Source organism: Desulfopila aestuarii DSM 18488 (genome assembly GCF_900143695.1).
Taxonomy (GTDB): Bacteria; Desulfobacterota; Desulfobulbia; order Desulfobulbales; family Desulfocapsaceae; genus Desulfopila; species Desulfopila aestuarii.
Map to the genome: position 1 here is coordinate 1 of NZ_FRFE01000022.1, position 23531 is coordinate 23531.

Below are 23531 nucleotides of genomic sequence, written 5' to 3' on the forward strand. Positions count from 1 at the left end.
GGCTTTGGACATGTCCCTATCATCGATAAAAATGGACGTGGAAAAGATGTCTTACCTATGGCTCCTCACGAAGCGGAGCGCTATAAAATTCGCTCCAGCGTGGAACGGGCAAACAGCCGATTGAAAGAAGATTTTGGTGCCAACAACGTCATGGTCAAGGGGCACGCGAAGGTGTCCCTCCACCTGATGTTTGGAGTTATCACATTATTTTCAGATCAACTTTTACGGCTGCTTGGTTAAGTTGTCAAAGATCAATTTGTGGCCACAGTGCAAAGCCTCACGCTCTGGTCATTTTGCAAGAGGCTCACTATGTGAATGCTGTTCGTCTCTTTCAGCAGACCCAAACAATTCCATACCCTTAACATGGTATCTCTTTATGAGTTCAGGTTTCAGGGCCTGTAATGTTTCTAGAATTTCTAGTTTTGACATTGTCTCCATCTTTCATCTCTCCAATTCGATGAAACAGAAACGGCGAAGAGTTACAGGATCATGGTATCTCACAGCTATCTCTCTGTCGAAAGATACTCTGGCAATACGCCCCTCGTAAGGGTTGCCTTTTTTATGAAAAATCAAGTTAGTAGAAATTTATCATATTTTAATGATAAGGGCTAGGGGGTAAGGAATTAGGTGTGAGGGGTAAGGGGTTGGGGTTAGCGCACTGTAGCCTTAATCATATTGCTTCTCGTACATAGATCTGGCAGCCAACACGATCGATATGCTCAATCAGTGCCTTTTCAGAAATGCTCTCATAATGAATTATGTCAAAGAAGTAGGGAAGAGAAGACTCCTCGTTGAGAGCATAGGAAAGACCACTCACACATGACTGCTCGATTGCCCTGCCCTTTATGGCTATATCGATATCCTGCTGTGAGAGGCCATATTTCATTGGCTGGCCTTTTCGCTGAAGTCACGGTGAAGTTTGGCTAACACCGGAAAATAGAGATTACGTATTTTTTGCTCCGCCAGGGACAATGGGGCCAGGATCAATTGAATTGCTCGCATTGTGATTGACACCGACCCCAATTTCCTCCCTGACTTTTTTACTTTTTGCGATTCAATGCACTGAGCACCGCCTTTATCGAAGCAACGATGATATCGGTATCGACCCCGACGCCCCAGGCTTTATGGCCTTCCGGTTTTTCAATTTCGATATAGGCTGCGGCTCGGGCGGCGGAACCGCCGTTTAAGGCGTGTTCATGGTAGCTGCAGAGAGTGAATTCGCCGGTGATGTCATTTTTCATGGCGGAGCAGAAGGCATCGAGAGGGCCGTTGCCCTTGCCGGTAATGGTTTTCACCTCTTCGCCGATACGCACTTCCGCCTCGATCAGGGCTGAAGACAGTTTCTCAGAATCGTCGATATGGCGTTTGATGACATTGAAGCCCTTTAATGAATAGGGTGTTCTGGCTGTGAGATATGTGGACTCGAATGCTGCAAAGATTTCTTTCGACAGCAGTTCACGCCCTTCCTTGTCAGTCAGCTGCTGGACAATGGTACCGAACTCAGGATGCATGTTCTTCGGCATTTTATAGCCAAACTCTTTGTCCATGATATAGGCAACGCCACCCTTGCCGGACTGGCTGTTGATCCGGATAATCGACTCGTATGTTCGACCAACATCAGAGGGATCGATGGGCAGGTACGGAACCTCCCACAGACCTGAATCGGTTACTTCATAGGCTGTCATGCCCTTGTTAATGGCATCCTGGTGGGAGCCTGAAAAAGCGGTATAGACCAGCTCGCCGGCATACGGGTGACGCGGATGAATGGGAAGACGGCAGACCCGCTCATACACATCTACCAGTCGATTGATGTCGGAAAGATCAAGCTTGGGATCGACGCCCTGGGTGAACATGTTGAGCGCAAGGGTCACGATATCGACGTTACCTGTACGTTCGCCATTGCCAAAAAGTGTACCCTCCACCCTTTCGCCACCCGCCATAAGGGCCATTTCGGTTGCCGCCACCGCACAACCGCGATCGTTATGGGCATGAAGACTGATAATGGCCGCTTCACGGTTCGACATATTATTACAGAACCACTCGATCTGGTCGGCGTAGATGTTTGGCGCAGACAGTTCCACCGTCGCCGGAAGATTGAGGATCAGCCTGTTATCCTTGGTCGGCTTCATCACCTCCATTACCGCCTCGCAGATCTCGAGAGCAAAATCGAGCTCGGTGCCGGTAAAGCTTTCCGGTGAATATTCGTAGCGAAATTTCGTCTCGGGGTATTTCTGCTCTTCTTCTTTTAAGAGTTTTGCCCCTTCCACCGCCAGAGCAATAATCTCCTTACGGTTCATCTTGAAGACGGTTCGGCGCTGCAGGGTGGAGGTGGAGTTATAGATATGAACAATGACCTCTTTCGCCCCACGGATTGACTCATAGGTCTTACGGATAAGATGCTCGCGCGCCTGGGTCAGCACCTGTATCAGCACATCATCGGGGATGAGGTTTTCCTCAATCAGGGTGCGGGTAAACTCGAACTCCACCTGGGATGCTGATGGAAAACCGACCTCGATCTCCTTGAAACCCATATCTGTCAGTAGTTTGAACATCTCCAGTTTCTTCTGCAGGCTCATGGGCTGAATGAGTGCCTGGTTGCCATCACGCAGGTCAACACTGCACCAGGTGGGGGCTGTGTTGATAGCCTTATTCGGCCAGGTGCGCTGGGGCAGATCGATCTTGGGAAACGGGCGATATTTTTTCACTGCTTCTGGGTTCATTTGCGTTCTCCTTCGTTATGCGCAGACGATGAATCTATCGGCAAAAAAAAAGCCGCGGTCTAAAAGACCGCGGCCATATGGGAAGCTCATCAAAGAAAAATTGGACTACACTCCCCCTGCACTGGCCGCGGTGCGCATCGATAGACCGAGTAGTAGGTTGAGTAGCAGGTTGTTCATTTTTCCCTGTTGATGTTCAGATTATTAACAGTATACTGCGAACTTGATTCGTCCGGATAAACTAAACTCGAACGACGAGAGTTGTCAAGCGGCTTTTTTCCATTGTGGCTCGCCACCACCCTTTACCTCTTCTACCTCGCTCCTCACACCTAACCTCCTTGATGGTTGACATCAAGATTATTGACATATATATTCACAGACTCAACGGTATTTCACCGGTTTCACAGCTCATCTCAACCGGTTTTGTCTTCGGAATTTGCAGAGGCTTCACCAACGAACGAAGCGGAGCAGAAAAAAGCAAACATTTACCACCACGAATAGCTTGATTTTACGGCGTTTATCCGTGCAATCGGCGAGTCATACATGAGGAACACGTAATGGGAAAAATTACCGGCGCCCAGGCAATCATCAAGTGCCTCCAGGAAGAAGGTGTAAAAACAATATTCGGATACCCCGGCGGCGCTGTCATCGATCTGTATGATTCGCTGATGGATTCCGACATTCATCATGTGCTGGTCCGCCACGAGCAGGGCGCAGTCCATGCCGCAGATGCCTTCAGCCGCTGCACCGGCGAGGTCGGAGTTGCCCTGCTGACTTCCGGCCCCGGCGCCACCAACGGTGTTACCGGCATTGCCACTGCCTATATGGATTCCATCCCGCTGGTGGTTTTGACCGGCCAGGTGCCACGGCACCTTATCGGCAACGACGCCTTTCAGGAGGTTGACATTGTCGGTATAACCAGGCCCTGCACCAAGCATAATTACCTGGTCAGCGATAAAGACGATATCGTCTCGATTTTACGAGAGGCGTTCTATATTGCCAGAACCGGACGCCCCGGCCCGGTCCTCGTCGACCTGCCCAAGGACCTGGTGGCAAGCCTTATCACCTACCCCGAAAAAAAACCTATCAGGATGCAGAATTACCAGCCGACCTACGAGCCGCATATCGGCCAGATCGCCAAGGCCTGCAAACTGATCATGAAGGCGAGAAAGCCGGTGTTCTATGTCGGCGGCGGCGTCACCCTTTCTGATGCCGGCGGCGAACTGACCGAGTTGGCCAAGAAGCTGAACATCCCGGTTACCATGACCCTGATGGGTCTCGGCTCTTTCCCCGGCAGCCACGAACTGTCTATGGGCATGCTCGGCATGCATGGCTCCTACACTGCCAATATGGCTGTTTCCCAGTGCGACCTGCTCATTGCGGTAGGTGCCCGCTTTGACGACCGGGTTACCGGCAAGCTCGACGAGTTTGCCTCGAACGCCAAGATTATCCATATAGATATTGACCCGACCTCCATCAGCAAGAACGTCAAGGTCGATGTCCCCATCGTTGCCGACTGTCGCTATGCCCTCAGGGCGATGAACAAGTGGTTCGACGCCGAAGATAGCTTCAGCATTGCCGAAGAAGCCGCGCGGCATGAGCCGTGGTTCAACATCATCAAGGAGTGGACAGAACAGCACCCCATGACCTACAAGGATGATGACACCGTCATCAAGCCCCAGTATGTCATCCAGATGCTTGATAAGCTCACCAACGGTGATGCCATCATCACCACCGAGGTCGGACAGAACCAGATGTGGGCCGCTCAGTTTTACCATTTCAACAAGCCACGCCATTTTATTACCTCCGGCGGACTCGGCACCATGGGTTTCGGACTGCCAGCCGCCATCGGCGCGCAAATGGCCTTTCCGAACAAGACGGTCATCGATGTTGCCGGTGACGGCTCGATCCAGATGAACATTCAGGAGCTGGCCACGGCCAGGCAGCAGGGGCTGCCGATCAAGATTGCCATTCTCAACAACAACTTCCTCGGTATGGTTCGCCAGTGGCAGGAACTGTTTTACAACCGGCGTTACGCCTCGACCGTGATGGATATCGCTCCCGACTTTGTCAAATTGGCCGATGCCTTTGGCGCCGTCGGCTTGCGAGCCACCAAGAAGAGCGAGGTTGAAGCGGTAATCAAGGAAGCACTGGCAACTGACAATACGGTGGTCATGGACTTTCAGGTAAATCCGGAGGAGTCGGTGTATCCGATGGTGCCGGCGGGGAAGTCGGTCGCCGACATGCTTCTTGTTTAGATAACGTCCATCAGCACCTCACCTGCTCACGATCAGACTGTCCTGCATATTAGAAATATAGCAGGACAGTCTGCTTGCGAACATCTGAGGCACTGCTGAACGTTACGGGAAATGGATTGAAAGAAAAGCAAATAGCGTTTTTGACTGCATAGGATATCTTAATGAAAAATCATACAATTTCCGTACTCCTGCAGAATAAGCCGGGAGTTCTTTCGCGGGTGACCGGTCTGTTCAGCGGTCGGGGATATAATATTGAAAGTCTCTGTGTGGCGGAGACCCTCGATCCTGGTATTTCCTGTTTGACCCTGGTGTCGAAAGGTGATGAGCAGATTATTGAGCAGATCACCAAGCATCTGCACAAGCTGATCGATGTGATCAAAGTCACCGATATCAGTGAGAAGGAGTATGTCGAGCGCGAAATGGCCCTTATTCGGGTCAAGGCTGAAGCCGCCACCCGGGCCGAGGTGTTGCGGGTCATCGACATTTTCCGGGGCAAGGTCGTCGACGTCAGTGCGCGAAGCTATGCGGTGGAAGTGACCGGTACCGCTTCCAAAATTCAGGCGGTCATCGATATTCTGCGCCCCATCGGCATCAAGGAAATCATCCGCACCGGAACCATTGCCATGGCCCGCGCCGACAAGAAGAAATAATTTTTCAACTGTCGTTATCGGCTGTTTTCATTACAGAACAATATATTCTGCAATGGATCGGTGGTTGAGAATGTCAACGGTGTAATTGCACCGTCTCCAGCCCCGCTTATTTTACGACGTACATAAGGATTTCAATGCTATCACCCCAGATCCCAGTCGCAAAAGAAGGTTATCCGTTTATCGGTTTTGCTGCATTTGCCACCCTAGTCTTCGCCGTTTTATCCTATGATTTTACAGCATTGCTTTGTCTTGCGCTGACGACTTTTATTCTCTGTTTCTTCAGGGATCCCGAACGTTTTGTACCCGCAGACGAGGACCTGATGGTATCTCCGGCCGATGGCAAGGTCATCATCGCCGAGACAGTTACCGATGAGACCTTCACTGGCGGCCAGGCTTTTAAGGTTTCGATTTTCATGAACGTCTTCAATGTCCATGTCAATCGCAATCCCATGAGCGGCACTGTGGAAAAGGTCATCTACCAGCCGGGTAAATTCTACGCCGCTGACAGCGTGAAGGGTGCCCTGCAGAATGAGTATTGCGCAGCCGTACTCCGTACACCAGCAGGTCAGAGAATGGCCTACGTACAGATGGCCGGACTTATCGCCCGCCGCATTGTCTGCTGGCTCGAACCCGGAGACGAGGTCAAAAAAGGGTGGCGATTCGGCCTTATCCGTTTTGGTTCACGGGTCGACCTCTACTTGCCGCTGGAATCAGAACTCATGGTACATGTCGGCCAGAAAGTCCGGGCTGGTGAAACAGTGATTGCCAGACTCTCCCAAGCACCGTCGACCGACTAAACGACACCATCCGACCTTTTCCGGAAAAGCCCGCAGATACTCTCGGATATCTGCGGGCTTTCCTGTTAAGACGCATGCCATCTTCCTGCAACTTCCTTATCTTACCCGATCACCCCTGTTTGCAGACCTGAAAACTTTGCCTTTTGTTCATCCATCCTGTATAGTTTCATACACAACCGTCGACAGCATACCGTCGAAAATTTCATATTATTTCCAGAGGGTTCTGACTCCATGCAAAACGCTGAACAGGAAATGAGCACGAAATTTTATCCGCTGCCCTGCATGTTCACCATCGCCAGCCTGTTCTGTGGTTTTTATTCGATTATCGCATCGATAAAAGGTGACTTTTTTGTTGCGGCCACCGCCATCATCGTCGCCGCCGTTTTTGACGGCCTTGACGGTCGGGTCGCCCGAATGACCAACACCACCAGCCTGTTCGGCAAGGAGCTGGACTCGCTCTGCGATGTCGTCTCCTTCGGGGTTGCTCCCGGTATCCTGGCGTACTATTGGGCTCTTCTGCCGTACGGGCGCTACGGCTGGCTGGCCGCCTTTCTCTATGTGGCAACAACCACATTGCGGCTTGCCCGTTTCAATTCCCAGAAGACAAGCTCGAAATACTTTACCGGCTTGCCATGTCCGGCTGCCGCCGGTACGCTATCGGCCAGTGTTCTCTTCTGCAACTTCCTCGGTCTTGAAGAAGCGGTAACCCATATTTCCCTGTTGCTGCTTGTCTACCTGCTCTCTTACCTGATGGTATCCAATCATCGTTATCACAGCTTCAAGCAGCCGCCGCAGGCCGGCAAAATACGTACCTTTCAACTGATGGTCGCAGCGGTACTGGTATTTGTGCTGATTGCCGCCGAACCACAGGTGATGCTCTTTGTCCTCGCAGTTCTTTACGTGCCCTCCGGTCCACTGTACGGCATTTTTCGCCTCATTCGGCGCCGGTCAGCCCGCCATGAAGAGGCTGAACCCGTAAAAGAACATTATCGCGATACACCGTGACTGTTTTGCTCACGCCTCTTTCAACCAACATCTCTTAACCTTCTGTAAATACTCGTGAGAATTATCAGCGGCAAGGCCGGGGGCAGGCGATTGGCCACGCCTCCAGGCCGAACACAGGATATTCGCCCGACTTCCGATCGGGCTCGTGAAGCATTATTCAACATTCTTGGGCCTGTGGTAAACGGCAGCAGGGTTCTCGACCTCTATGCCGGTACCGGTGCACTCGGCCTTGAGGCTTTCAGCAGGGGCGCAGTCGACATCACTTTTGTTGATTTTCATCGCCAACCTTTAGAAATTATCCGGAAAAACATCTCGCTCTGCCTACCAGCCGGCGATCAGACAGTTGTCTCCGTGCTTCGCTACGATCTGCGAAAAGGGTTGCCACCGGCACTTCTGGGAGGCAAAGCCATATTTGATCTAATTTTCCTTGACCCACCCTATAGCCAAGGGTTATCTCTAAAAACTCTTCAATATCTGGGTAATGGAAACCTTCTCACTCCAAACGGCATAGTCGTTGCCGAAGAGCGGTCATCAGAATCGTTACCTGCCCAGTGCGAAATGCTGCACCTTTTCGACCAGCGTACTTATGGAGATACAGGCTTCTGGCTCTATTCTCTTCATCATCAAACAGATACTTCCGTCAAGGAGCGCCAATGAGCACCCCACGACCGGCACGACCAACCATTGCAATCTATCCGGGCACCTTCGATCCCATTACTTTCGGCCATATCGATATTATCCAGCGCGGCCTCAACCTCTTTGACAAGGTTATCGTGACCGTGGCCATCAACCCTTCCAAAAGCCCGCTTTTCAGCCTGGAAGAGCGCATGGAGATGATCCGGAAATCCTTTGATAATGAAGGTGATCGGGTGGAGGTCGATTCCGCATCCGGCCTCCTTGTTGAATATGCGGTCAAACGCAATGCCACCGCAATAATTCGTGGCTTGCGAGCCGTTTCAGACTTTGACTATGAATTCCAGCTGGCCCTGATGAACAGAAAACTCGAGCGCCAGGTTGACTCTATCTTCCTTATGCCCGGTCTCAGATGGATCTTCATCAGTTCCTCTATTATCCGTGATGCGGCGCGTCACGGCGGCAACGTCGACGACATGGTCCCTGCCCATGTTCACGATATGCTAAAACGTAAATTCCCTCGATGAGTCTATCAAACACTTCAAGAGAAGCAGCTCAAAAGCCTCGCAATAACCGACGAATGCTGCTGGGTCTTGGGTTGCTCGCACTTATTTTCCCGCTGCTCAGATTTGTTGGTTTCCGTGTTCCTGCCAAACCGAGGAAAATAGAGATTAATACAACGGCTCCGGCAAATGGCGTTCTTGTTCATTCCGACTTTATCCTCTTTGACCGGGACGGGGCATCCTGGGCGCTTACGCGCAAATGCACCCACCTCGGCTGCAAAGTGAGTTACCACGAGCAGGGCAATTACCTTGAATGCCCCTGCCATCAGTCACGCTTCTCCCCGGAAGGCAAGGTTGTCAACGGTCCAGCCAAGATAGATTTAGTTGCATATACCGTGGAAAAACGTGATACAGCGCCCTATTATGTCGTCACCATCTGAAAAAGACTACGGGCGACGCATGAAGAGTGTCATCTTCACCCTCAAGGATCGATTTCACAGCTTTCGCTGGGGTGGCTGGAGTCTCGTCAGCCTCTATCTTTCACTCTTTTCAGGAATTGTGGTCGGGCTGCAATACGACCTTACAGATCCGTATTACTCTGTAGCCGCACTCGATCTGCTTGTGCCCCATGGGGAATTTTTCCGTTCCGTCCACTTTTATTCCAGTCAGGCCTTTTTTCTGTTTGGTTGCGCGCATCTGGTTGCCACCTATTCCAAGACAGAGGACTACTCCTTCCAGGAATGGGTCCTGCTGATATGCAGCCTTGTTGCCGGTTTGCTGCTGCTCTTTACCGGCTATATCCTGCGAGCCGACAGCACCGGCTTCGCTGCCGGCATGATTGCAGAATCTATCATCAAAACCATCCCACTCATCGGGAACACACTGAATACCCTGTTTTTCGCGGTCTCAGACTGGGGCATGCAAAGGGTTTATGTACACCATGTCATAACCCTCGATCTTTTCTGGCTAATGCTTGCCTGGAATCATCTGCGCCGCTATCGGGTCAGAGTGGCTGACCATATCCCCCTCCTTTGCGTGACGCTTGTTTTCTGCGTTATGGTAGCGGCCCCGGTTGAACCTGATAAACTCGGCACCACATATATTGCCGGGCCATGGTTCTTCCTGGGACTGCAGGAACTGCTTCGTTACCTTCATCCACTTTTTGCCGGGGTCATTTTTCCAGCCGCCTTCCTGGTCGCCCTGCTCTATGCTCAATCCGGTCGCAAGCATCTGCGACTGCTGCTTTCGCTGATCTACGGCTGGCTCGTCGTTTACGCCATTCTTACCGTAATTGCCTCGGTCAGGTAAGGTTGTTTTGGGTGGGAATGGGGGGGCAGTACTAGGTGCTAAGTGCTAAGTGCTGAGTACTTAGTACTGAGTGCTGAGTGCTGGGTGCTGGGTGCTGGGTGCTGGGTGCGATGAATAGGTTTTTCACTTGGCTTAGGTTGGCAAGTGATTTTTTCCATATCTCTGTGATACAGCAAGAAAAGGAAAAGGCCGCCCGTCTGTGAGGGGCGGCCTTTTCCGTATTACGAATCCATCGACCTCGTCCGGTCAATCGCTATTTACTACTTTACGAAGCTCGGCAATCTCTTTTTTCAGGGTCTCGCGCAAGGCTTCAATCTCACGCCGCACGATATCGGTTATCTGCCGATCCTCCGTATCTTCAGGCGCAAGCTCTACTGCAGTTTCTGCAACTTCAGCTTCTGGTTCAACCGGCGCAACTTCTTCAGCCAACGCTGTTTCAACCGGCGCTGCTTCAGCCGTTAGCTCTTCGGCTTCTTCTATTTCAACGTGTGTCGCATCAGCAAAAGTGAGGTAACCGTCTTCTCCGCACACCGCCTGCTTGGCGAGCATTTCCTGCTGCCATGTAAGAATCCTGCCTGTGGAAGCCAGTAAAAGTTCCTGGGCTGAAGCCGCTTCAGGACCTGTTGCCTTATCAAGATCGTCCATAATGGCGAGTAGCAAACTGCCGGAAGCATCACTGGCTGCAAAGCGGTACTGGTCTATATGCTGAGTGACAGTGGCCATCAACTGTAGGAAGCCTTTTTCGAGCGGACGGTCAGTCCAGCGCTCTTGCAGAACCTCTATCTCGGAGAACAGGCCCTTGACGATATCATCGCGTAGTTCAACCCCGATAGACTGTACGCAACCGCGAAGATCTACAAGATCGTCAATAGCTTCCGCGACCTCCTCTTCTGGAGCAAACTCTTCAACCGGTACAGCAAGCTCCGGTGACACCGGCTCAAAAGCGACCTCTTCTTCAAGATCTACATCTTCTTCAATCTCAAAAGCTACCGGCTCTTCTTCCCGTACGCCAAGTATTTCCTGGTCGAACAGGTCTTCCTCAGGAGCAAGCTCCGCAGCAGGAGTTTCTTCAGGCTCTTCCTCAAGACTAAAGAATGCTTCAACCTCTTCTTCCACCAGTGATTCATCTTCGATCGGTGCAGGTATTTCATCATCCGGCAAGGAGGCAAACAATTCATCAAAACGTTGCTCAACTTCCTCTTCCGCCGCCTTGTCATGACCTTCAACCTCACCTTCAACATCGGAGAGAGCCGCAGATATTTCCTCAAATTCCGGAGCTGCAGGCTCTTCAACAACCTCGTCAATCTCAGCAAACGCCGATGCTACCGGTTCAGCTTCTGCAGTCAGTTCATCAAATACGGTCGGCGGGGTTTCTTCATCTTCTTCATCTTCCGGGGTTTCAACATCCACACCCTGAAGTGCAACTTCAGCCGGAACCTCAAAGGATGGCACAACTGGCTCTTCAGTTGTTTCCGCTACCTCTTCAGAGGCGAAGAAATCGTCGAGACGACCGGAGATCTCATCTGCCACTTCATCAGCGGGTGCCGGTGCCTCTACCGCCACCACTTCGTCAATAGACGCAACTTCCTCCTCCACCATTTCTGCGGCAAATTCACTGACAGCACTACTGTCTACCAGGGCGGGAGCAACTTCACCTTGAATGACCGGCAGCGCCTCTTCGTCGGAATCATCATCGGCTTCGGTCTCGACATCGACACCCTTCAGAGCAATTTCCGGGTCAATGTCAAAACTTTCCGGTGCTTCCAAACTGCCATTGCCAAAGAAAGCCTCGCTTATCTCCTCGACTTCCTGCTCAAGGCTATCCAGGGCAGCATCCGAAACGGCAGGTGTCTCTACCACCGGTTCGACAGCTTTTTCTTCATCCCCGAAGAACTTATCGATGTGTTCATCAACATTAATCGGACTTTCCTGCTTCAGCGCTGCTGCTTCCAGCTCCTCCTGGAAGCCCTGGATACCCTCTTCAGGTATATCGGCAAAGGCGGGGGCAACAGTTCCGACACCTGTGTAATCATCTTCATCTTCATCAAGTTCGCCGAGACCTGCTGGAGCCTCTTTGGTCAGGGTTTCTGCGATAACTTGCTTGAAGGCATTAAATTTTTTCACCTCAGGCTTCAGGATTTCCGTTTCCTCTTCAAGACTGAGGTGCGGTGCCGTTACCAGTTTTTCCAAACCTTCATAAAAAGAGTGGAGCAACTTGAAGGCATCGGCATGGGCATTGCTTTTCTTCTTGCGGATATAGGTCCCTACAGTCCCTATTCCCTGGAGAAATACCAGCTTCGGTTTACTATCGGCATACACTTCTTCCAGGCGGGCGACCTCTTCACGCAAAGCCAGGAGATCGTTATCGGTAATCTCCCAGTCAATACCCAGAACAATCGCCTTAAGAGACTGGATTTCGGTACCCGCTTCAGGCTCTTGAACAACTGGCTTGGAAACAACCGGCTGAACCGCCGGAGCCTTGGGCGCCTGGCTTATCAACCGCTTCAACTTTTCGAACCGGCGCACATCTTCGAGCAGAATTTTCTTTTTGTCGGCTTCGGACAGCTCTCCGGAAAGAACAATCCGCTCGAGGTTGTAGTACATGGACAGCAGCAGGCGTATGGCGTTCGGGTGTGAATCGGCTTTGTCGCGATAGATGTATTTACCGATTTTTTCCAGTGCCTGCAGATAGACCATATGGATTTTCTCGTCTGCCCAGACATCCTTTAAATCGAGAATTTCCTCATTGAACTGCAGCAGCACCTCGTCGGTGATCTCCCAGTCGATGGATAGTACCAGCGTCTTCAGTCGCGATATCGTCGTTTCTTCGTCCCCGCCGAACTCGAACAGGTCGACATCACTCGTCTGGAAGGAGTCATCATACTCATCAGCACCTATTGTCAGGTCGTCGTCATACTGGCTGTCTGTGTACTTATCCACCGCGCTTTCTCTCTAGAGTAATTTTTTCTGAATCGAAACAACAGTAGAAGAAATAATTTTCTTCAATGTCTCGGCGACATTATATCCGGTAATGGCGCTCGCCTCAAAGTAGGGAACCTTTAACCTGCTGTTGAGATCTTTCTGCAGGACTTCAGTCGGTAGAATGGGAATGCCATGCTCCTTTAAGTCTACTTTGTTGTACTGCATGACAAGAGGGATATTGAAAATCGATTCTTTATACGACTGGAGGTTCTCATGCAGCTGATTGAGCGAACGGATATTTTTCTCTCGTTGCTTTTCCATGGCATCGGCTACAAAGACAATGCCATCAACCCCGCGCAGCACGAGTTTCCGAGTGGCATTATATTTCACCTGACCGGGAACCGTATACAGTTGGATCTTGATGTCATACCCTTTGATCTTGCCCATGTCGAACGGCAGAAAATCAAAAAACAGGGTCCTGTCGCCATGGGTCTTGAGGCTGACCATCTCGGAGACAATCTGTTTCCGGTATGTTTTGTTGATATATTCCAGGTTAGTCGTCTTGCCACATCGCCCGGGACCATAATAGACGATCTTTACCTGAACGACTTTTTCCTTAAGATTTATAAAACTCACGGTTCTACCCTCCACATTCTCTGCTGTAGTAAACACCGCAGGCACACAACCGGGCGGCGCATTGGTAATTCAAATGGAGAGTCTTATTTCTTTGCCCAGACTTTACGGATTTTTTCGATCACATCAACCACATTGAGTCGAAGAAATCCAAGAGAGATACCCTTGCCGAACATGGAGATCAGCAAAAGCTCTTCGTCGATCTTGCTGAAGTGAATGTTGGAGTCCTGCCCTTTGTGAAACAGCAGGGAGAATTCCTGTTCACCCACCAGTTTCGCCATGGCGTCTACCGTAGCAAAGTTGCCTGCAGCCAGCGCGGCAAAAGAATAAACATCGTATTTGCTCTCACCGTTATCTTTGGCCGTGATGATATTTCCTGCCATATCTATGATAATGACACAATCGACACCAAGGCTGATCAGCTTGTCTGATAATATCGTATCTATCTGTTCAAGTTGTTCCTGACTGACAATCCCATAATTCATGCTGCTTACCTCATCATAGTTGTAGGCGTGGGTACCGGGTTGCTGCTAATTCCTCGTTGTCGAAATTGTCCGTTCTCCGATTCCTGAATCGCAATTGGAGCAGAGAAATATTCCTTGTCCAGGAAAAACCGAATGATGCGGCTGAAGCAACAATATGACAATCCAGCTAATTCGTGGATCTCAAAGCCGTTTTGCTTGGACATGCGGACAAAATACGTTGTAATGACTATACGATAGTTTGATCGCTATATGAAGATTTTTTTTACATTTATTTCAAAACCCTTACAGAGTGTCGACAAATACAGGCTATCTCCCCCTCTATTTTGTATGATTACATAACAAACCGGTATCACTTTATCTTTCTCAATCTTCGCTTTTGCACGTCCTGATCATTCATTTCCTGTTTTATTTTCAGTCATATTTGCTCAGTGCGTTTCTCTTCTTATACTTTTTGAATCAATCTTTTCAACCCACTGTCTACTGCTGAAAAGAACATGCATATATAATTTTCCTGCGCGCTGATTGCAGGTTGAAAGATTTTCTGCTAAGAAAGGTCTGGAGGAAAATACACGTGACCAAAAGAATTAACAAATTTCCGACGTTATCAACAGACATATCGCTCGTAGACACCCACTGTCACCTCGATATGAAAACGTATAGCGACGATCTCGAAGCGGTTCTTGACCGAGCTGTAGAGCATGGTGTTCGCCATACAATAACCATCGGCATAGACCTGGAAAGTTCAATAAGAGCAATAGGCCTGGCCCGCAAATATGATTGCCTCTCCGCCACGGTGGGTGTTCATCCGCATGATGTCGATGAAGCAGGTCCTGATACCTATACAGCACTGGCCGAGCTGGTCGATGCCAATCGCGATCTGGTGGTCGGCTATGGGGAGATTGGACTTGACTATTTCAAGGAATATTCCGCCGCAGAAAATCAGCGAATTCACTTTGCCAACCAACTCTCCCTGGCCCGCGAACTGCGCCTACCGGTCGTCATCCACGACAGGGAAGCTCATGAGGACACTCTACGCATTATTAAAGCTTCGGGTGCAGCGGAATTTGGCGGGGTTATGCATTGTTTTTCCGGAGACCTGCAGTTTGCCGAACAGGTGCTAGACCTCGGGTTCTACATATCTTTTCCCGGTGTAGTCACCTTCAAGAACGCCTTGGACCTCCAGGAAGTGGCAAAAGCCATCCCGATTGAATCAATGTTGATTGAGACAGACGGGCCATACCTCGCCCCGCATCCCATGCGAGGCAAAAGGAACGAACCGGTAAACGTCCTGTACAGTGCTGCCCATATTGCCGGGTTGCGGGAAATTTCGTTGGATGAAGTCGCCCGCCAGACCACGGCCAATGCGACCAGGCTCTTCCGGTTACCGACCATCCATCCAGGAGAAGGCTCATGAGTATCGCCGAAAACATTCAGACGATCCTTTCCCGAATTGACACCGTCGCCAGAGAGTGTGGCAGGGACCCGAAAGATATTCAACTTGTGGCGGTCTCAAAGCTCTTCCCCGCATCCGCTATTGATGAAGCAATCAAAGCCGGCCAGCTTGTGTTTGGTGAAAATTACATCCAGGAAGCGGAAAAAAAAATCGACGAACTTGGCAGTAGATGTCGTTTTCATTTTATCGGTCACCTGCAAAGCAACAAAGCCAAAATTGCCGCCCGTCTTTTCGATGTGATCGAGACGGTTGACAGCGTCAAGTTGGCCAGGACATTAAGTAGACACTTGCAGGACCTCGGCCGAACCATGCAGATACTTCTGCAAGTGAATATTGGCGAAGATGAAAATAAATCCGGACTTGCTGCTGCAGAAACAGAAAAATTATTAGGCGATATACGGGAACTCCCCAACATCGAGGTCATCGGGCTCATGACCATGCCGCCATTTACCGACGACCCGGAGGATGCCAGGCCCTATTTTCAACAACTTCGGGAACTTTCTCAACAGCTCAAAGATCTGGGCCTTTTTCCTCAGGAACGAAAAATTGAACTATCCATGGGCATGTCAAATGACTACCATGTCGCTATTCAGGAAGGTGCTACCATTGTCCGGGTTGGCACAGCAATTTTCGGACACCGGTAAAAAATACTTATTTTTATTACGTTAAAGCAAAGACAATCGACAGGGCTTTGCCCGATTTTCAAATCAATTACCTATTTCTTCAGGAGTATAACCCAATGCGCATCACCATGATAGGTACAGGCTACGTCGGACTTGTTACCGGAACGTGCTTTGCAGAATTCGGTCACCACGTCACCTGTGTCGACAAAGACCAGGAGAAGATCGACAAATTGCTCGCTGGTCAGATCCCGATCTACGAACCTGGTCTTGACCATCTTGTCGAGAAAAACTGCAAAGAGGGACGATTGAATTTCACCACCGAAATCACCCAGGCGGTGGGCGGAGCCGAAGCTGTCTTTCTGGCCGTGGGGACTCCCAGCAGCAGGCGGGGCGACGGTTATGCAGACCTCACCTATATATATGAGGCCACCCGTGAAATCGCCAAAGAACTGCAAGGGTACACTGTCATTGTCGACAAAAGTACTGTACCGGTTGGAACTGCAGACCAGGTTGCGCGAATCATTAAAGAGGTAAACCCTGATGCTGACTTTGATGTCGCTTCAAACCCCGAATTTTTACGTGAAGGAGCTGCAATCAATGATTTTATGCGCCCCGACCGGGTAGTCATCGGTGTTGAATCAGTGAGAGCCGAAGAAGTTTTGCGTGAAATCTACAAACCGCTTTTCCTGCGAGAGACTCCTATCGTCCGCACCGATATCAAGACAGCCGAACTGACCAAATATGCGGCCAATGCCTTTCTCGCCACAAAGATCAGTTTTATCAATGAAATTGCACTGCTATGCGACTCAATCGGCGCTAATGTTATCGACCTGGCCAAAGGAATCGGCATGGATGGGCGAATCGGCTCCAAGTTCCTTCATCCCGGACCCGGTTACGGCGGATCCTGCTTCCCGAAAGACACGCTTGCCCTGATGCGGATTGCCCAAGAGCATGGCCAGAGTCTGAGGGTTGTCGAGGCCACTGTTGAAGTCAACTCCGCTCAGAAGGCGATGATGGTAAAGAAAATTCGCGACGCGCTCAAAGGGAGCGAAGCAGGAAAAACCATTGCAGTTCTCGGCCTGACTTTCAAACCAGAAACGGATGACATGCGTGACTCACCGGCAATCACCATCCTGCCGGCATTAATGGAAAAAGGTGCGACAGTCAGAGCACACGATCCACAGGGAATACACGAAGCCAAACGCATACTGCCTGGAGGGTTGTACTATGCAAAAGACGCCTATGACGCCTGCCAAGATGCAGATTGTGTTGTTTTGATGACGGAATGGAACCAGTATCGCGCCCTTGATCTGGATAAAATCCGTTCAAACATGCGAGGCAACGTTTTTGTCGACCTGCGAAATGTTTACGATCCCGAGCAGGTCACCAAGAAAGGATTTACCTATACGGGTGTCGGCAGATCATAACTACTGCCAAATCAGATCAAAGCAGAAAGGAAAAGGGGTGTACTGCTATTGCAGTACACCCCTTTTCCTGTATTGTCTGTTGAACGAAAGAAAATACGACTTATTTTCTCTTGGAAGCTCTCTTGGCAGCTTTCAGCGGATTCACCCTGACTTTCACGATATTAATCTCAGGCTTGGCGTGTGTGGCAAAGTTACAAATACCAAGACGCCATTTCGCTTCAGGCTTCAGGTAGCTCTGGCAATATTTGCTGCCCTCTTCCTCTACGATACGCTCACATCCTTCACATTTTTCAATTACAGCCTTGAAATTTCTTGCTTTATAGCTCACTGCAGCTTCTTTCTGCATGGTAAAAACCCTCCGATTCGATATACAAACCCACACCCGTCTTCCATCAAAAGAGTAGCAGAACAGGCAGGCGCAAATGCCATTCACGGCACGATTCATCCAAAAAATACATCAGAACGCTATATATTAGCAAAAAAAGGAACCGTCAACAACACAAAAGGACCGGACACTCGATTTTCTTCATACGCATTCTGAACCACCCCTTGCGTAGCCGTATGATTCGGAAAACGACTTTCGGTCATTTTTCCAATTATCGGAATAGCAACCATCTACGTCCCTCTGTTGCCATATGGTGTAACGGATAGAACCAACATACGTAACATATTATTTTTCAAGTATATTCAGCTTTCGCTCACTCAATTGTCTCAGCCTGGTAACGCTGGGAAATAGCCAAAAAGTATTCTTCAATAAAATCAACTAGAATAAGCACTACGTTGCTTGTATTCTGCAATCAGTTAATATATAATGCTCGGTGATAATGTATGTTGACGATTTTATTACTATAGAAGCCGTGATCGCGGCTTGCTGTCACATTTTTCCACTGGGAGACACGCATGCCTGTCTATATTTGGAAAGGAAAGAATTCAGCCGGCGAAAAACGAAAGGGTGAGATCGAGGCCCCAGACCAGGCTTCAGCTCTTGCTCAGGTCAAGCGACTGCGCATGACCGACTTGGTGATAAAGGAAAAACCGAAGGATATTTTTGCAAACATCGAATTCTTCAAACCCAAAGTAACCGGCAAAGATATTGTCATATTTACTCGACAGATGTCGACGATGATAGATGCTGGCCTGCCCCTCGTTCAATGCCTAGAGATCTTGGAAAAGCAACAGGCCAACCCGACTTTCAAAAAAGTACTTGGCGAAATTCGCGTTGATGTTGAATCTGGATCGACTCTGGCAGACTCGATGCGTAAGCATCCAAAAGTATTTGATAAACTCTTCACAAACATGATTGAAGCTGGCGAAACTGGTGGTATTCTCGATACTATCCTATCACGCCTCGCAGTTTTCATGGAAAAAGCCATGGCCTTAAAGAAGCGGATCAAGGGAGCCATGACATACCCTACTATCTGTCTCGCTATCTCCATCCTTATACTTGCCGTTATTCTTATTTTTGTTGTTCCTGTTTTTAAATCAATGTTTGAAGATTTCGGCAGCACGCTCCCCGCCCCGACTCAGTTTGTTGTCGATATGAGCGATTTTTTCAAAAGCAATACTTTATACCTTATTATCGGCCTAGTGCTTCTTATTGCCATATTTAAAAAGGTTTACTCAACTGAGAAAGGTCAGTTATTTATCGATAGAACACTTTTACGATTACCAGTCGTGGGAATACTGATTAGAAAAGTTGCGGTAGCCAAATTCACCAGAACTCTCAGCACAATGCTTCAGAGTGGTGTGCCTATCTTAGAGGCATTACAAGTTGTTGCTAAAACCGCAGGCAACAAGATCATTGAAAGAGCAGTATTTAGAGTCGGTGATGCCATCGCCGAAGGACGCCCTATTGCCGACCCTCTTGAAGAGAGCGGAGTATTTCCCAATATGGTTGTGCAGATGATAAACGTTGGTGAATCCGTCGGTGCTCTCGATTCGATGCTGGAAAAAATTGCTGATTTCTATGACGAGGAAGTAGACCAAGCGGTGGATAATCTCACCGCAATGATTGAACCGTTTATGATGGTATTTCTCGGTGGCATGATCGGTGGTTTAGTCGTCGCCATGTATCTGCCGATATTCAAAATTGCGAGTGTGGTGTGAGAATCGCCACAAATTCAGGATAGTCGTTTAAAAAAATACTCGGTCTATCGTCAAACAACCCTAACTGAAAAAAACCACACCTTGTTCTCATTCAAGCCCCTCCAGCCTATATCATAAATGGCTGGAGGGACTTTTTTCACTCACACAATGTATTACGTGTCGTGTGCGCTTTACTTTTCCTCATCCCGGCCGTAAACATCCTCAAACCGTACGATATCATCCTCGCCAAGATAGGGTCCAATCTGTACCTCTATCAATTCCAGTTCGATGACCCCAGGATTTTCCAACCTATGGGTAGTTCCTGCAGGAATATAGGTCGACTCATTCTCATGGAGTAACATCACCTTTTCCCCATTGGTAACCCTGGCAGTGCCTTTCACTACCACCCAGTGCTCATAACGATGGTGATGCATCTGCAACGACAGTTTCGCCTTGGGATGAACACTAATTCGCTTTATCTGAAAGCGATCCTCCTCTTCCAGTACCGCATAGCTCCCCCAGGGTCGATGTACCGTGCTATGAAAGCTGAATTCTTTCCGCTTTTGCGTTTTGAGTTTGCTGACGATTTTTTTCACATCCTGTGAACGTGAAAGCGGGGCGACAAGTACCGCATCGTCTGTCTGGACAATCAGCGCATCCTCCATGCCTACTGCGGCAACCAACATATTCTCTGAGCGAATCAGACAGTTACGTGTGTCTTCAAGCAGAACATCACCCTGACAGACATTGCCAAACTCATCCTTTTCCAGCACCTGCCATAAAGCCTGCCATGAGCCAATATCACTCCAACCAAGGTCCGCAACAACAACAGCCGCACGCGATGTTTTCTCCATCAAGGCATAATCAATGGAATCGCTTGGGCAATGATTCATGGCGTCCTTATTGAAACGAAAGAACAGACCATCTTCAGAACCGTTCGACACCGCTTTCTCCATATACTCGAGAATCGTCGCCCCGTGGCTCTGCATCTCCTCCAGAAATGTTGCCAGGGAAAACGCAAACATACCGCTATTCCAGAAATGATTACCACTTCGCAAATACTCCGAAGCCACAGCCAAATCGGGTTTCTCAGTAAATGATGCTACACAGGTTCCTGTTCCCCGCTCGACATATCCATAGCCCGTTTCCGGATGGGTTGGGGTAATGCCGAAAGTAACAAGCGATCCGGCAGCGGCAAGTTCTGCGGCTTCCTGCACCGCCTTCTGGAAAGCATCAATATTTGTCACAATATGGTCAGCCGGCATAACCAGCATAATAGTATCTTCACCGACATTTCGCCGGCAATACTCTACAGCTCCGCAGATGGCTGGTGCGGTATTACGCCCAATTGATTCCAGAAGAATTGTGTAGTCAGCAAATAATCCTAGTGCATCAATCTGAGAGCGGGTGATAAACCGATGTTCCTCCCCGACGACAATTATAGGTGGCAATGCATTTTCAATGGTTGCAGTCCGTGAAAGGGTCGTTTGTAATAGCGATGTGTCATCGGTCAATCGCAGAAGCTGCTTGGGGTACAGTTCGCGAGACAACGGCCAGAGCCTGGAACCTGTGCCTCCAGCAAGAATTACAGGTTGAATTCTGATCATATAAGCACCTTGAAAAAAGTTTTTTGAGCCAAATATCAGTGACTATTGCTGTCAGCTACGGATGATTTGCAACAATTCGGCTGTCTTCTTTTGCAATAATTTGCAATTTCCACGAGATTCCACATTCAATCTGAGTAAGGGTTCTGTGTTTGATTTGCGGATATTGAACCGAAAATCAGGGAAACTCATCGACAAACCGTCAGTGTAATCTATCTCCCCGCCAGCATATACCGTCTCTAGACGTTGAATAACAGCATCAGGATCATTGACAGTATTGTTTATTTCACCGGAAACCGGAAATCTCTCTATCCGTTCAGCAACCAACTGCGACAACATCTTCTCGCCCCTGGAAAGTAGAGAGCAGATAAGCAGCCAGGGGATCATACCGGAATCACAGTAACCAAAGTCACGGAAGTAATGGTGCGCGGACATCTCGCCACCATAAATTGCATTCTCCAGCCGCATCCGCTCTTTAATAAAGGCATGGCCTGTCTTGGTCATCACCGGCCTTCCTCCCGCCCTGATGACAAGCTCCTCAGTATTCCAAGTCAGCCGGGGATCATAGAGAATAGTTCCGCCCGGCTCCTGCTGCAGCATCTCCTCAGCCAACAGTCCTACAAGGTAATACCCCTCGATGAACTCTCCCCGTTCATCGAAAAAGAAACAGCGATCGAAATCGCCATCCCAGGCAATACCGAGATCAGCACCATGCATTTTCACAGCAGCAGCAGTCTCTTCCCTGTTCTCTGGCAATAATGGATTGGGCACCCCCCGTGGGAACGTTCCGTCTGCATCGTGGTTAAGTCGTATAAACTCAAACGGTAAATGACGCGCAAGGAGGTCGACAATTGGGCCTGCACAGCCATTTCCGCTATTTACAACAAGCTTCAATGGTTTGAGTTGTGCTGTTTCGACATAACCGAGAAGGTGATCTATATACGCTGTCTTATCAATAAGGTCAGTCTGCACCCCACGCTTTGCGGCAGGTCGCGGCAATTTGCCCTGCACGATCATATCGGCCATCTGCCGGAGCCCGCCTTCACCGGTAACAGGTCTGGCCCCTTTTACGACAAACTTCATCCCGTTGTAATCGGCTGGGTTATGACTTGCCGTAACGATTATGCCGCCATCAAGTCCTTCCTTTTCCATGCTGAATGCTGCGTGATAGATCTCTTCCGTCCCACAGAGACCTAATAGCACAACATCAACCCCTCCTTCGCGAAGGCCTCGAGTGAGCGCTCCAACAAGGCCCTGACTACTAAGACGGATATCGTGGCCAACGGCCACCCTGGACACTCCCAGAGCAGGAGCACAGGCAAGCCCAATCTTGTAGGCCAGATCGTCATTGAGCTCATCCGGCACTCTGCCACGGATATCGTATGCTTTAAAACATGTTAGCTGCTTAGTACTCATTCCTTCGTCTTCTCCTGACAACAGGGTTTGCTATCATTGCTTATCACTATTTCTCTCGAGCGCAGGATGCTTTTCAATAAATATACCTGAATTATCAGATAATTTTCAAACCCAATGCTATCGGGCGTCTTTATCATCATACTTATCGCTGTTATGCCAGCATGTCGACACGCATACCCAATTGCCTAACCCTTCTTTTGCACCATCCACACTCACGTAAAACATGCAACGAACTGTTGTATGGCAGACTAATAAAATTGCGATTTTATTTTCGGCCGTTATTGACATTCTTCTCTGAAAGTATATCATACAAATAGGATGCACAAATATTCCAGCAATTTAAGGAGGCAGAGATGACGCTCACTAAAGCAGATATTGTACAACAAGTTTACAAGAACCACGAAAGTTTGACGAAAGCTCAGGCAACGGATTCCGTTGAAGCATTCCTGAAAATATCGAAAGACGCCCTTATTGGCGGCTCCGATCTGTTACTCAGTGGCTTTGGCAAATTTAATGTTAAAGACAAAAATTCTCGCCGGGGCCGCAACCCACAGACTGGCGATGAATTGACTCTTGATGCCCGAAGGGTTGTTACCTTCAAGCCATCAGGAATTTTGCGAGATAAGATCAATTCAGCAAACTGATACCCTCATCAGGGTTGGTCTTACTGCCTCACCTTAATGTCATGGAATTTCCGGGTTCGTGTGCCTTTCACCACGAGCCCGGTTTTGTTTTTTCACTATGACCTATCATGTCCCGCTGTATAACCTGTGGCATGTTTTTCCCAATTATTCATTTATCTTTCTATGAAGCCACTCTTCACCTGTAGCAATGTCTCCGCGAGGAAGTTACGCTCTGCAAACAGTTGTGAGCTCCATCCGTTTCTTTCCTCAGGAATAACAATTTTCCAGTCAGTCGACTCGATTCAACGCTCGGGGCTTATTTACCTTCCTCTTGTGCGTAAAGATACCAAAGGCTCCTATGAGATTATTACAGGGAAAAGGTGTATCGA

The 23531-nt window shown here is 49.2% G+C and carries 21 protein-coding genes and 1 pseudogene; 14 read left to right on the top strand and 8 right to left on the bottom strand.

Going from position 1 to position 23531, the window contains the following annotated elements; all coding sequences use genetic code 11:
* A pseudogene (locus tag BUF15_RS18450) lies at positions 1 to 240 on the top strand (IS5/IS1182 family transposase); the annotation flags it as partial.
* A gap of 430 nt (positions 241 to 670) precedes the next feature.
* Here BUF15_RS18450 and BUF15_RS18455 read toward each other — a convergent pair.
* Together BUF15_RS18455 and leuA are read right to left on the bottom strand one after the other, a co-directional pair.
* The gene (locus BUF15_RS18455; RefSeq protein WP_073615193.1) at positions 671 to 886 is read right to left on the bottom strand and encodes a hypothetical protein; all 216 of its coding nucleotides are present in this window, start codon (positions 884 to 886) and stop codon (positions 671 to 673) included.
* Positions 887 to 1040: 154 nt separating this feature from the next.
* Complete coding sequence (leuA, locus tag BUF15_RS18460) at positions 1041 to 2720, bottom strand: 2-isopropylmalate synthase (RefSeq protein ID WP_073615194.1); 1680 nt, start codon at positions 2718 to 2720, stop codon at positions 1041 to 1043.
* Positions 2721 to 3274: 554 nt separating this feature from the next.
* Here leuA and ilvB point away from each other — a divergent pair.
* The 8 genes from ilvB (at position 3275) to BUF15_RS18500 (ending at position 9871) form a co-directional block, all read left to right on the top strand.
* The gene (ilvB, locus tag BUF15_RS18465) at positions 3275 to 4975 is read left to right on the top strand and encodes a biosynthetic-type acetolactate synthase large subunit (protein WP_073615195.1); all 1701 of its coding nucleotides are present in this window, start codon (positions 3275 to 3277) and stop codon (positions 4973 to 4975) included.
* Positions 4976 to 5136: 161 nt separating this feature from the next.
* The gene (gene ilvN / locus BUF15_RS18470; RefSeq protein ID WP_073615196.1) at positions 5137 to 5625 is read left to right on the top strand and encodes an acetolactate synthase small subunit; all 489 of its coding nucleotides are present in this window, start codon (positions 5137 to 5139) and stop codon (positions 5623 to 5625) included.
* A gap of 134 nt (positions 5626 to 5759) precedes the next feature.
* Positions 5760 to 6422, top strand: a complete 663-nt coding sequence (locus BUF15_RS18475) for a phosphatidylserine decarboxylase family protein (RefSeq protein ID WP_073615197.1) — start codon at positions 5760 to 5762, stop codon at positions 6420 to 6422.
* Between the two features lie 231 nt (positions 6423 to 6653).
* Positions 6654 to 7427, top strand: coding sequence for a CDP-diacylglycerol--serine O-phosphatidyltransferase (pssA, locus tag BUF15_RS18480; protein ID WP_143170775.1), 774 nt, complete (start codon positions 6654 to 6656; stop codon positions 7425 to 7427).
* Positions 7428 to 7481: 54 nt separating this feature from the next.
* The gene (gene rsmD, locus BUF15_RS18485) at positions 7482 to 8084 is read left to right on the top strand and encodes a 16S rRNA (guanine(966)-N(2))-methyltransferase RsmD (RefSeq protein ID WP_073615198.1); all 603 of its coding nucleotides are present in this window, start codon (positions 7482 to 7484) and stop codon (positions 8082 to 8084) included.
* On the top strand, positions 8081 to 8587 hold the full coding sequence (gene coaD / locus BUF15_RS18490; protein WP_073615199.1) for a pantetheine-phosphate adenylyltransferase: 507 nt from the start codon (positions 8081 to 8083) through the stop codon (positions 8585 to 8587). Before rsmD ends, coaD begins: the two co-directional genes overlap by 4 nt.
* Entirely contained in the window at positions 8584 to 9003 is a 420-nt protein-coding gene (locus BUF15_RS18495) for a QcrA and Rieske domain-containing protein (protein WP_084554183.1), read from the top strand. Before coaD ends, BUF15_RS18495 begins: the two co-directional genes overlap by 4 nt.
* A gap of 19 nt (positions 9004 to 9022) precedes the next feature.
* Complete coding sequence (locus BUF15_RS18500; RefSeq protein ID WP_073615201.1) at positions 9023 to 9871, top strand: cytochrome b N-terminal domain-containing protein; 849 nt, start codon at positions 9023 to 9025, stop codon at positions 9869 to 9871.
* A 246-nt stretch (positions 9872 to 10117) separates the two neighbouring features.
* Here the strand turns inward: BUF15_RS18500 and BUF15_RS18505 are convergent, their stop codons facing one another.
* From BUF15_RS18505 to BUF15_RS18515, 3 genes are all read right to left on the bottom strand, one after another.
* Positions 10118 to 12811, bottom strand: coding sequence for a hypothetical protein (locus tag BUF15_RS18505; protein WP_073615202.1), 2694 nt, complete (start codon positions 12809 to 12811; stop codon positions 10118 to 10120).
* 12 nt (positions 12812 to 12823) lie between these two features.
* A complete protein-coding gene (locus BUF15_RS18510; protein WP_073615203.1) occupies positions 12824 to 13429 on the bottom strand; it encodes a GTP-binding protein in 606 nt (201 codons plus the stop codon).
* 83 nt (positions 13430 to 13512) lie between these two features.
* Entirely contained in the window at positions 13513 to 13911 is a 399-nt protein-coding gene (locus BUF15_RS18515; protein WP_073615204.1) for a roadblock/LC7 domain-containing protein, read from the bottom strand.
* Positions 13912 to 14482: 571 nt separating this feature from the next.
* Between BUF15_RS18515 and BUF15_RS18520 the strand changes: the two genes are divergently transcribed.
* From BUF15_RS18520 to BUF15_RS18530, 3 genes are all read left to right on the top strand, one after another.
* Complete coding sequence (locus BUF15_RS18520) at positions 14483 to 15325, top strand: TatD family hydrolase (RefSeq protein ID WP_234981217.1); 843 nt, start codon at positions 14483 to 14485, stop codon at positions 15323 to 15325.
* On the top strand, positions 15322 to 16008 hold the full coding sequence (locus tag BUF15_RS18525) for a YggS family pyridoxal phosphate-dependent enzyme (RefSeq protein ID WP_073615205.1): 687 nt from the start codon (positions 15322 to 15324) through the stop codon (positions 16006 to 16008). The genes BUF15_RS18520 and BUF15_RS18525 overlap by 4 nt, the downstream gene beginning before the upstream one ends.
* Before the next feature lie 95 nt (positions 16009 to 16103).
* Positions 16104 to 17414: a UDP-glucose dehydrogenase family protein gene (locus BUF15_RS18530; RefSeq protein ID WP_073615206.1), complete on the top strand. Its 1311-nt coding sequence runs from the start codon at positions 16104 to 16106 to the stop codon at positions 17412 to 17414.
* 100 nt (positions 17415 to 17514) lie between these two features.
* On the opposite strand, the gene BUF15_RS18535 is transcribed toward BUF15_RS18530, so the two are convergent.
* The gene (locus BUF15_RS18535; protein ID WP_073615207.1) at positions 17515 to 17760 is read right to left on the bottom strand and encodes a PxxKW family cysteine-rich protein; all 246 of its coding nucleotides are present in this window, start codon (positions 17758 to 17760) and stop codon (positions 17515 to 17517) included.
* Positions 17761 to 18314: 554 nt separating this feature from the next.
* Between BUF15_RS18535 and BUF15_RS18540 the strand changes: the two genes are divergently transcribed.
* Positions 18315 to 19520: a type II secretion system F family protein gene (locus BUF15_RS18540; protein WP_073615208.1), complete on the top strand. Its 1206-nt coding sequence runs from the start codon at positions 18315 to 18317 to the stop codon at positions 19518 to 19520.
* A 170-nt stretch (positions 19521 to 19690) separates the two neighbouring features.
* On the opposite strand, the gene BUF15_RS18545 is transcribed toward BUF15_RS18540, so the two are convergent.
* The gene (locus BUF15_RS18545) at positions 19691 to 21106 is read right to left on the bottom strand and encodes a mannose-1-phosphate guanylyltransferase/mannose-6-phosphate isomerase (protein ID WP_073615209.1); all 1416 of its coding nucleotides are present in this window, start codon (positions 21104 to 21106) and stop codon (positions 19691 to 19693) included.
* Positions 21107 to 21157: 51 nt separating this feature from the next.
* A complete protein-coding gene (locus BUF15_RS18550) occupies positions 21158 to 22519 on the bottom strand; it encodes a phosphohexomutase domain-containing protein (RefSeq protein ID WP_073615210.1) in 1362 nt (453 codons plus the stop codon).
* Positions 22520 to 22872: 353 nt separating this feature from the next.
* Between BUF15_RS18550 and BUF15_RS18555 the strand changes: the two genes are divergently transcribed.
* The gene (locus tag BUF15_RS18555; RefSeq protein ID WP_073615211.1) at positions 22873 to 23163 is read left to right on the top strand and encodes an integration host factor subunit alpha; all 291 of its coding nucleotides are present in this window, start codon (positions 22873 to 22875) and stop codon (positions 23161 to 23163) included.
* The last annotated feature ends 368 nt before the right edge of the window (positions 23164 to 23531 follow it).

What these genes read in the sequence shown, in the direction of transcription:
- coaD (WP_073615199.1), top strand. Translation starts at nt 8,081, where the DNA reads ATGAGCACCCCACGACCGGCACGACCAACCATTGCAATCTATCCGGGC.
- pssA (WP_143170775.1), top strand. Translation starts at nt 6,654, where the DNA reads ATGCAAAACGCTGAACAGGAAATGAGCACGAAATTTTATCCGCTGCCC.
- BUF15_RS18530 (WP_073615206.1), top strand. Translation starts at nt 16,104, where the DNA reads ATGCGCATCACCATGATAGGTACAGGCTACGTCGGACTTGTTACCGGA.
- BUF15_RS18500 (WP_073615201.1), top strand. Translation starts at nt 9,023, where the DNA reads ATGAAGAGTGTCATCTTCACCCTCAAGGATCGATTTCACAGCTTTCGC.
- BUF15_RS18475 (WP_073615197.1), top strand. Translation starts at nt 5,760, where the DNA reads ATGCTATCACCCCAGATCCCAGTCGCAAAAGAAGGTTATCCGTTTATC.
- BUF15_RS18525 (WP_073615205.1), top strand. Translation starts at nt 15,322, where the DNA reads ATGAGTATCGCCGAAAACATTCAGACGATCCTTTCCCGAATTGACACC.
- leuA (WP_073615194.1), bottom strand. Translation starts at nt 2,720, where the DNA reads ATGAACCCAGAAGCAGTGAAAAAATATCGCCCGTTTCCCAAGATCGAT.
- BUF15_RS18515 (WP_073615204.1), bottom strand. Translation starts at nt 13,911, where the DNA reads ATGAATTATGGGATTGTCAGTCAGGAACAACTTGAACAGATAGATACG.
- BUF15_RS18540 (WP_073615208.1), top strand. Translation starts at nt 18,315, where the DNA reads ATGCCTGTCTATATTTGGAAAGGAAAGAATTCAGCCGGCGAAAAACGA.
- BUF15_RS18535 (WP_073615207.1), bottom strand. Translation starts at nt 17,760, where the DNA reads ATGCAGAAAGAAGCTGCAGTGAGCTATAAAGCAAGAAATTTCAAGGCT.
- ilvB (WP_073615195.1), top strand. Translation starts at nt 3,275, where the DNA reads ATGGGAAAAATTACCGGCGCCCAGGCAATCATCAAGTGCCTCCAGGAA.
- BUF15_RS18495 (WP_084554183.1), top strand. Translation starts at nt 8,584, where the DNA reads ATGAGTCTATCAAACACTTCAAGAGAAGCAGCTCAAAAGCCTCGCAAT.
- BUF15_RS18545 (WP_073615209.1), bottom strand. Translation starts at nt 21,106, where the DNA reads ATGATCAGAATTCAACCTGTAATTCTTGCTGGAGGCACAGGTTCCAGG.
- BUF15_RS18550 (WP_073615210.1), bottom strand. Translation starts at nt 22,519, where the DNA reads ATGAGTACTAAGCAGCTAACATGTTTTAAAGCATACGATATCCGTGGC.
- BUF15_RS18555 (WP_073615211.1), top strand. Translation starts at nt 22,873, where the DNA reads ATGACGCTCACTAAAGCAGATATTGTACAACAAGTTTACAAGAACCAC.
- ilvN (WP_073615196.1), top strand. Translation starts at nt 5,137, where the DNA reads ATGAAAAATCATACAATTTCCGTACTCCTGCAGAATAAGCCGGGAGTT.
- BUF15_RS18455 (WP_073615193.1), bottom strand. Translation starts at nt 886, where the DNA reads ATGAAATATGGCCTCTCACAGCAGGATATCGATATAGCCATAAAGGGC.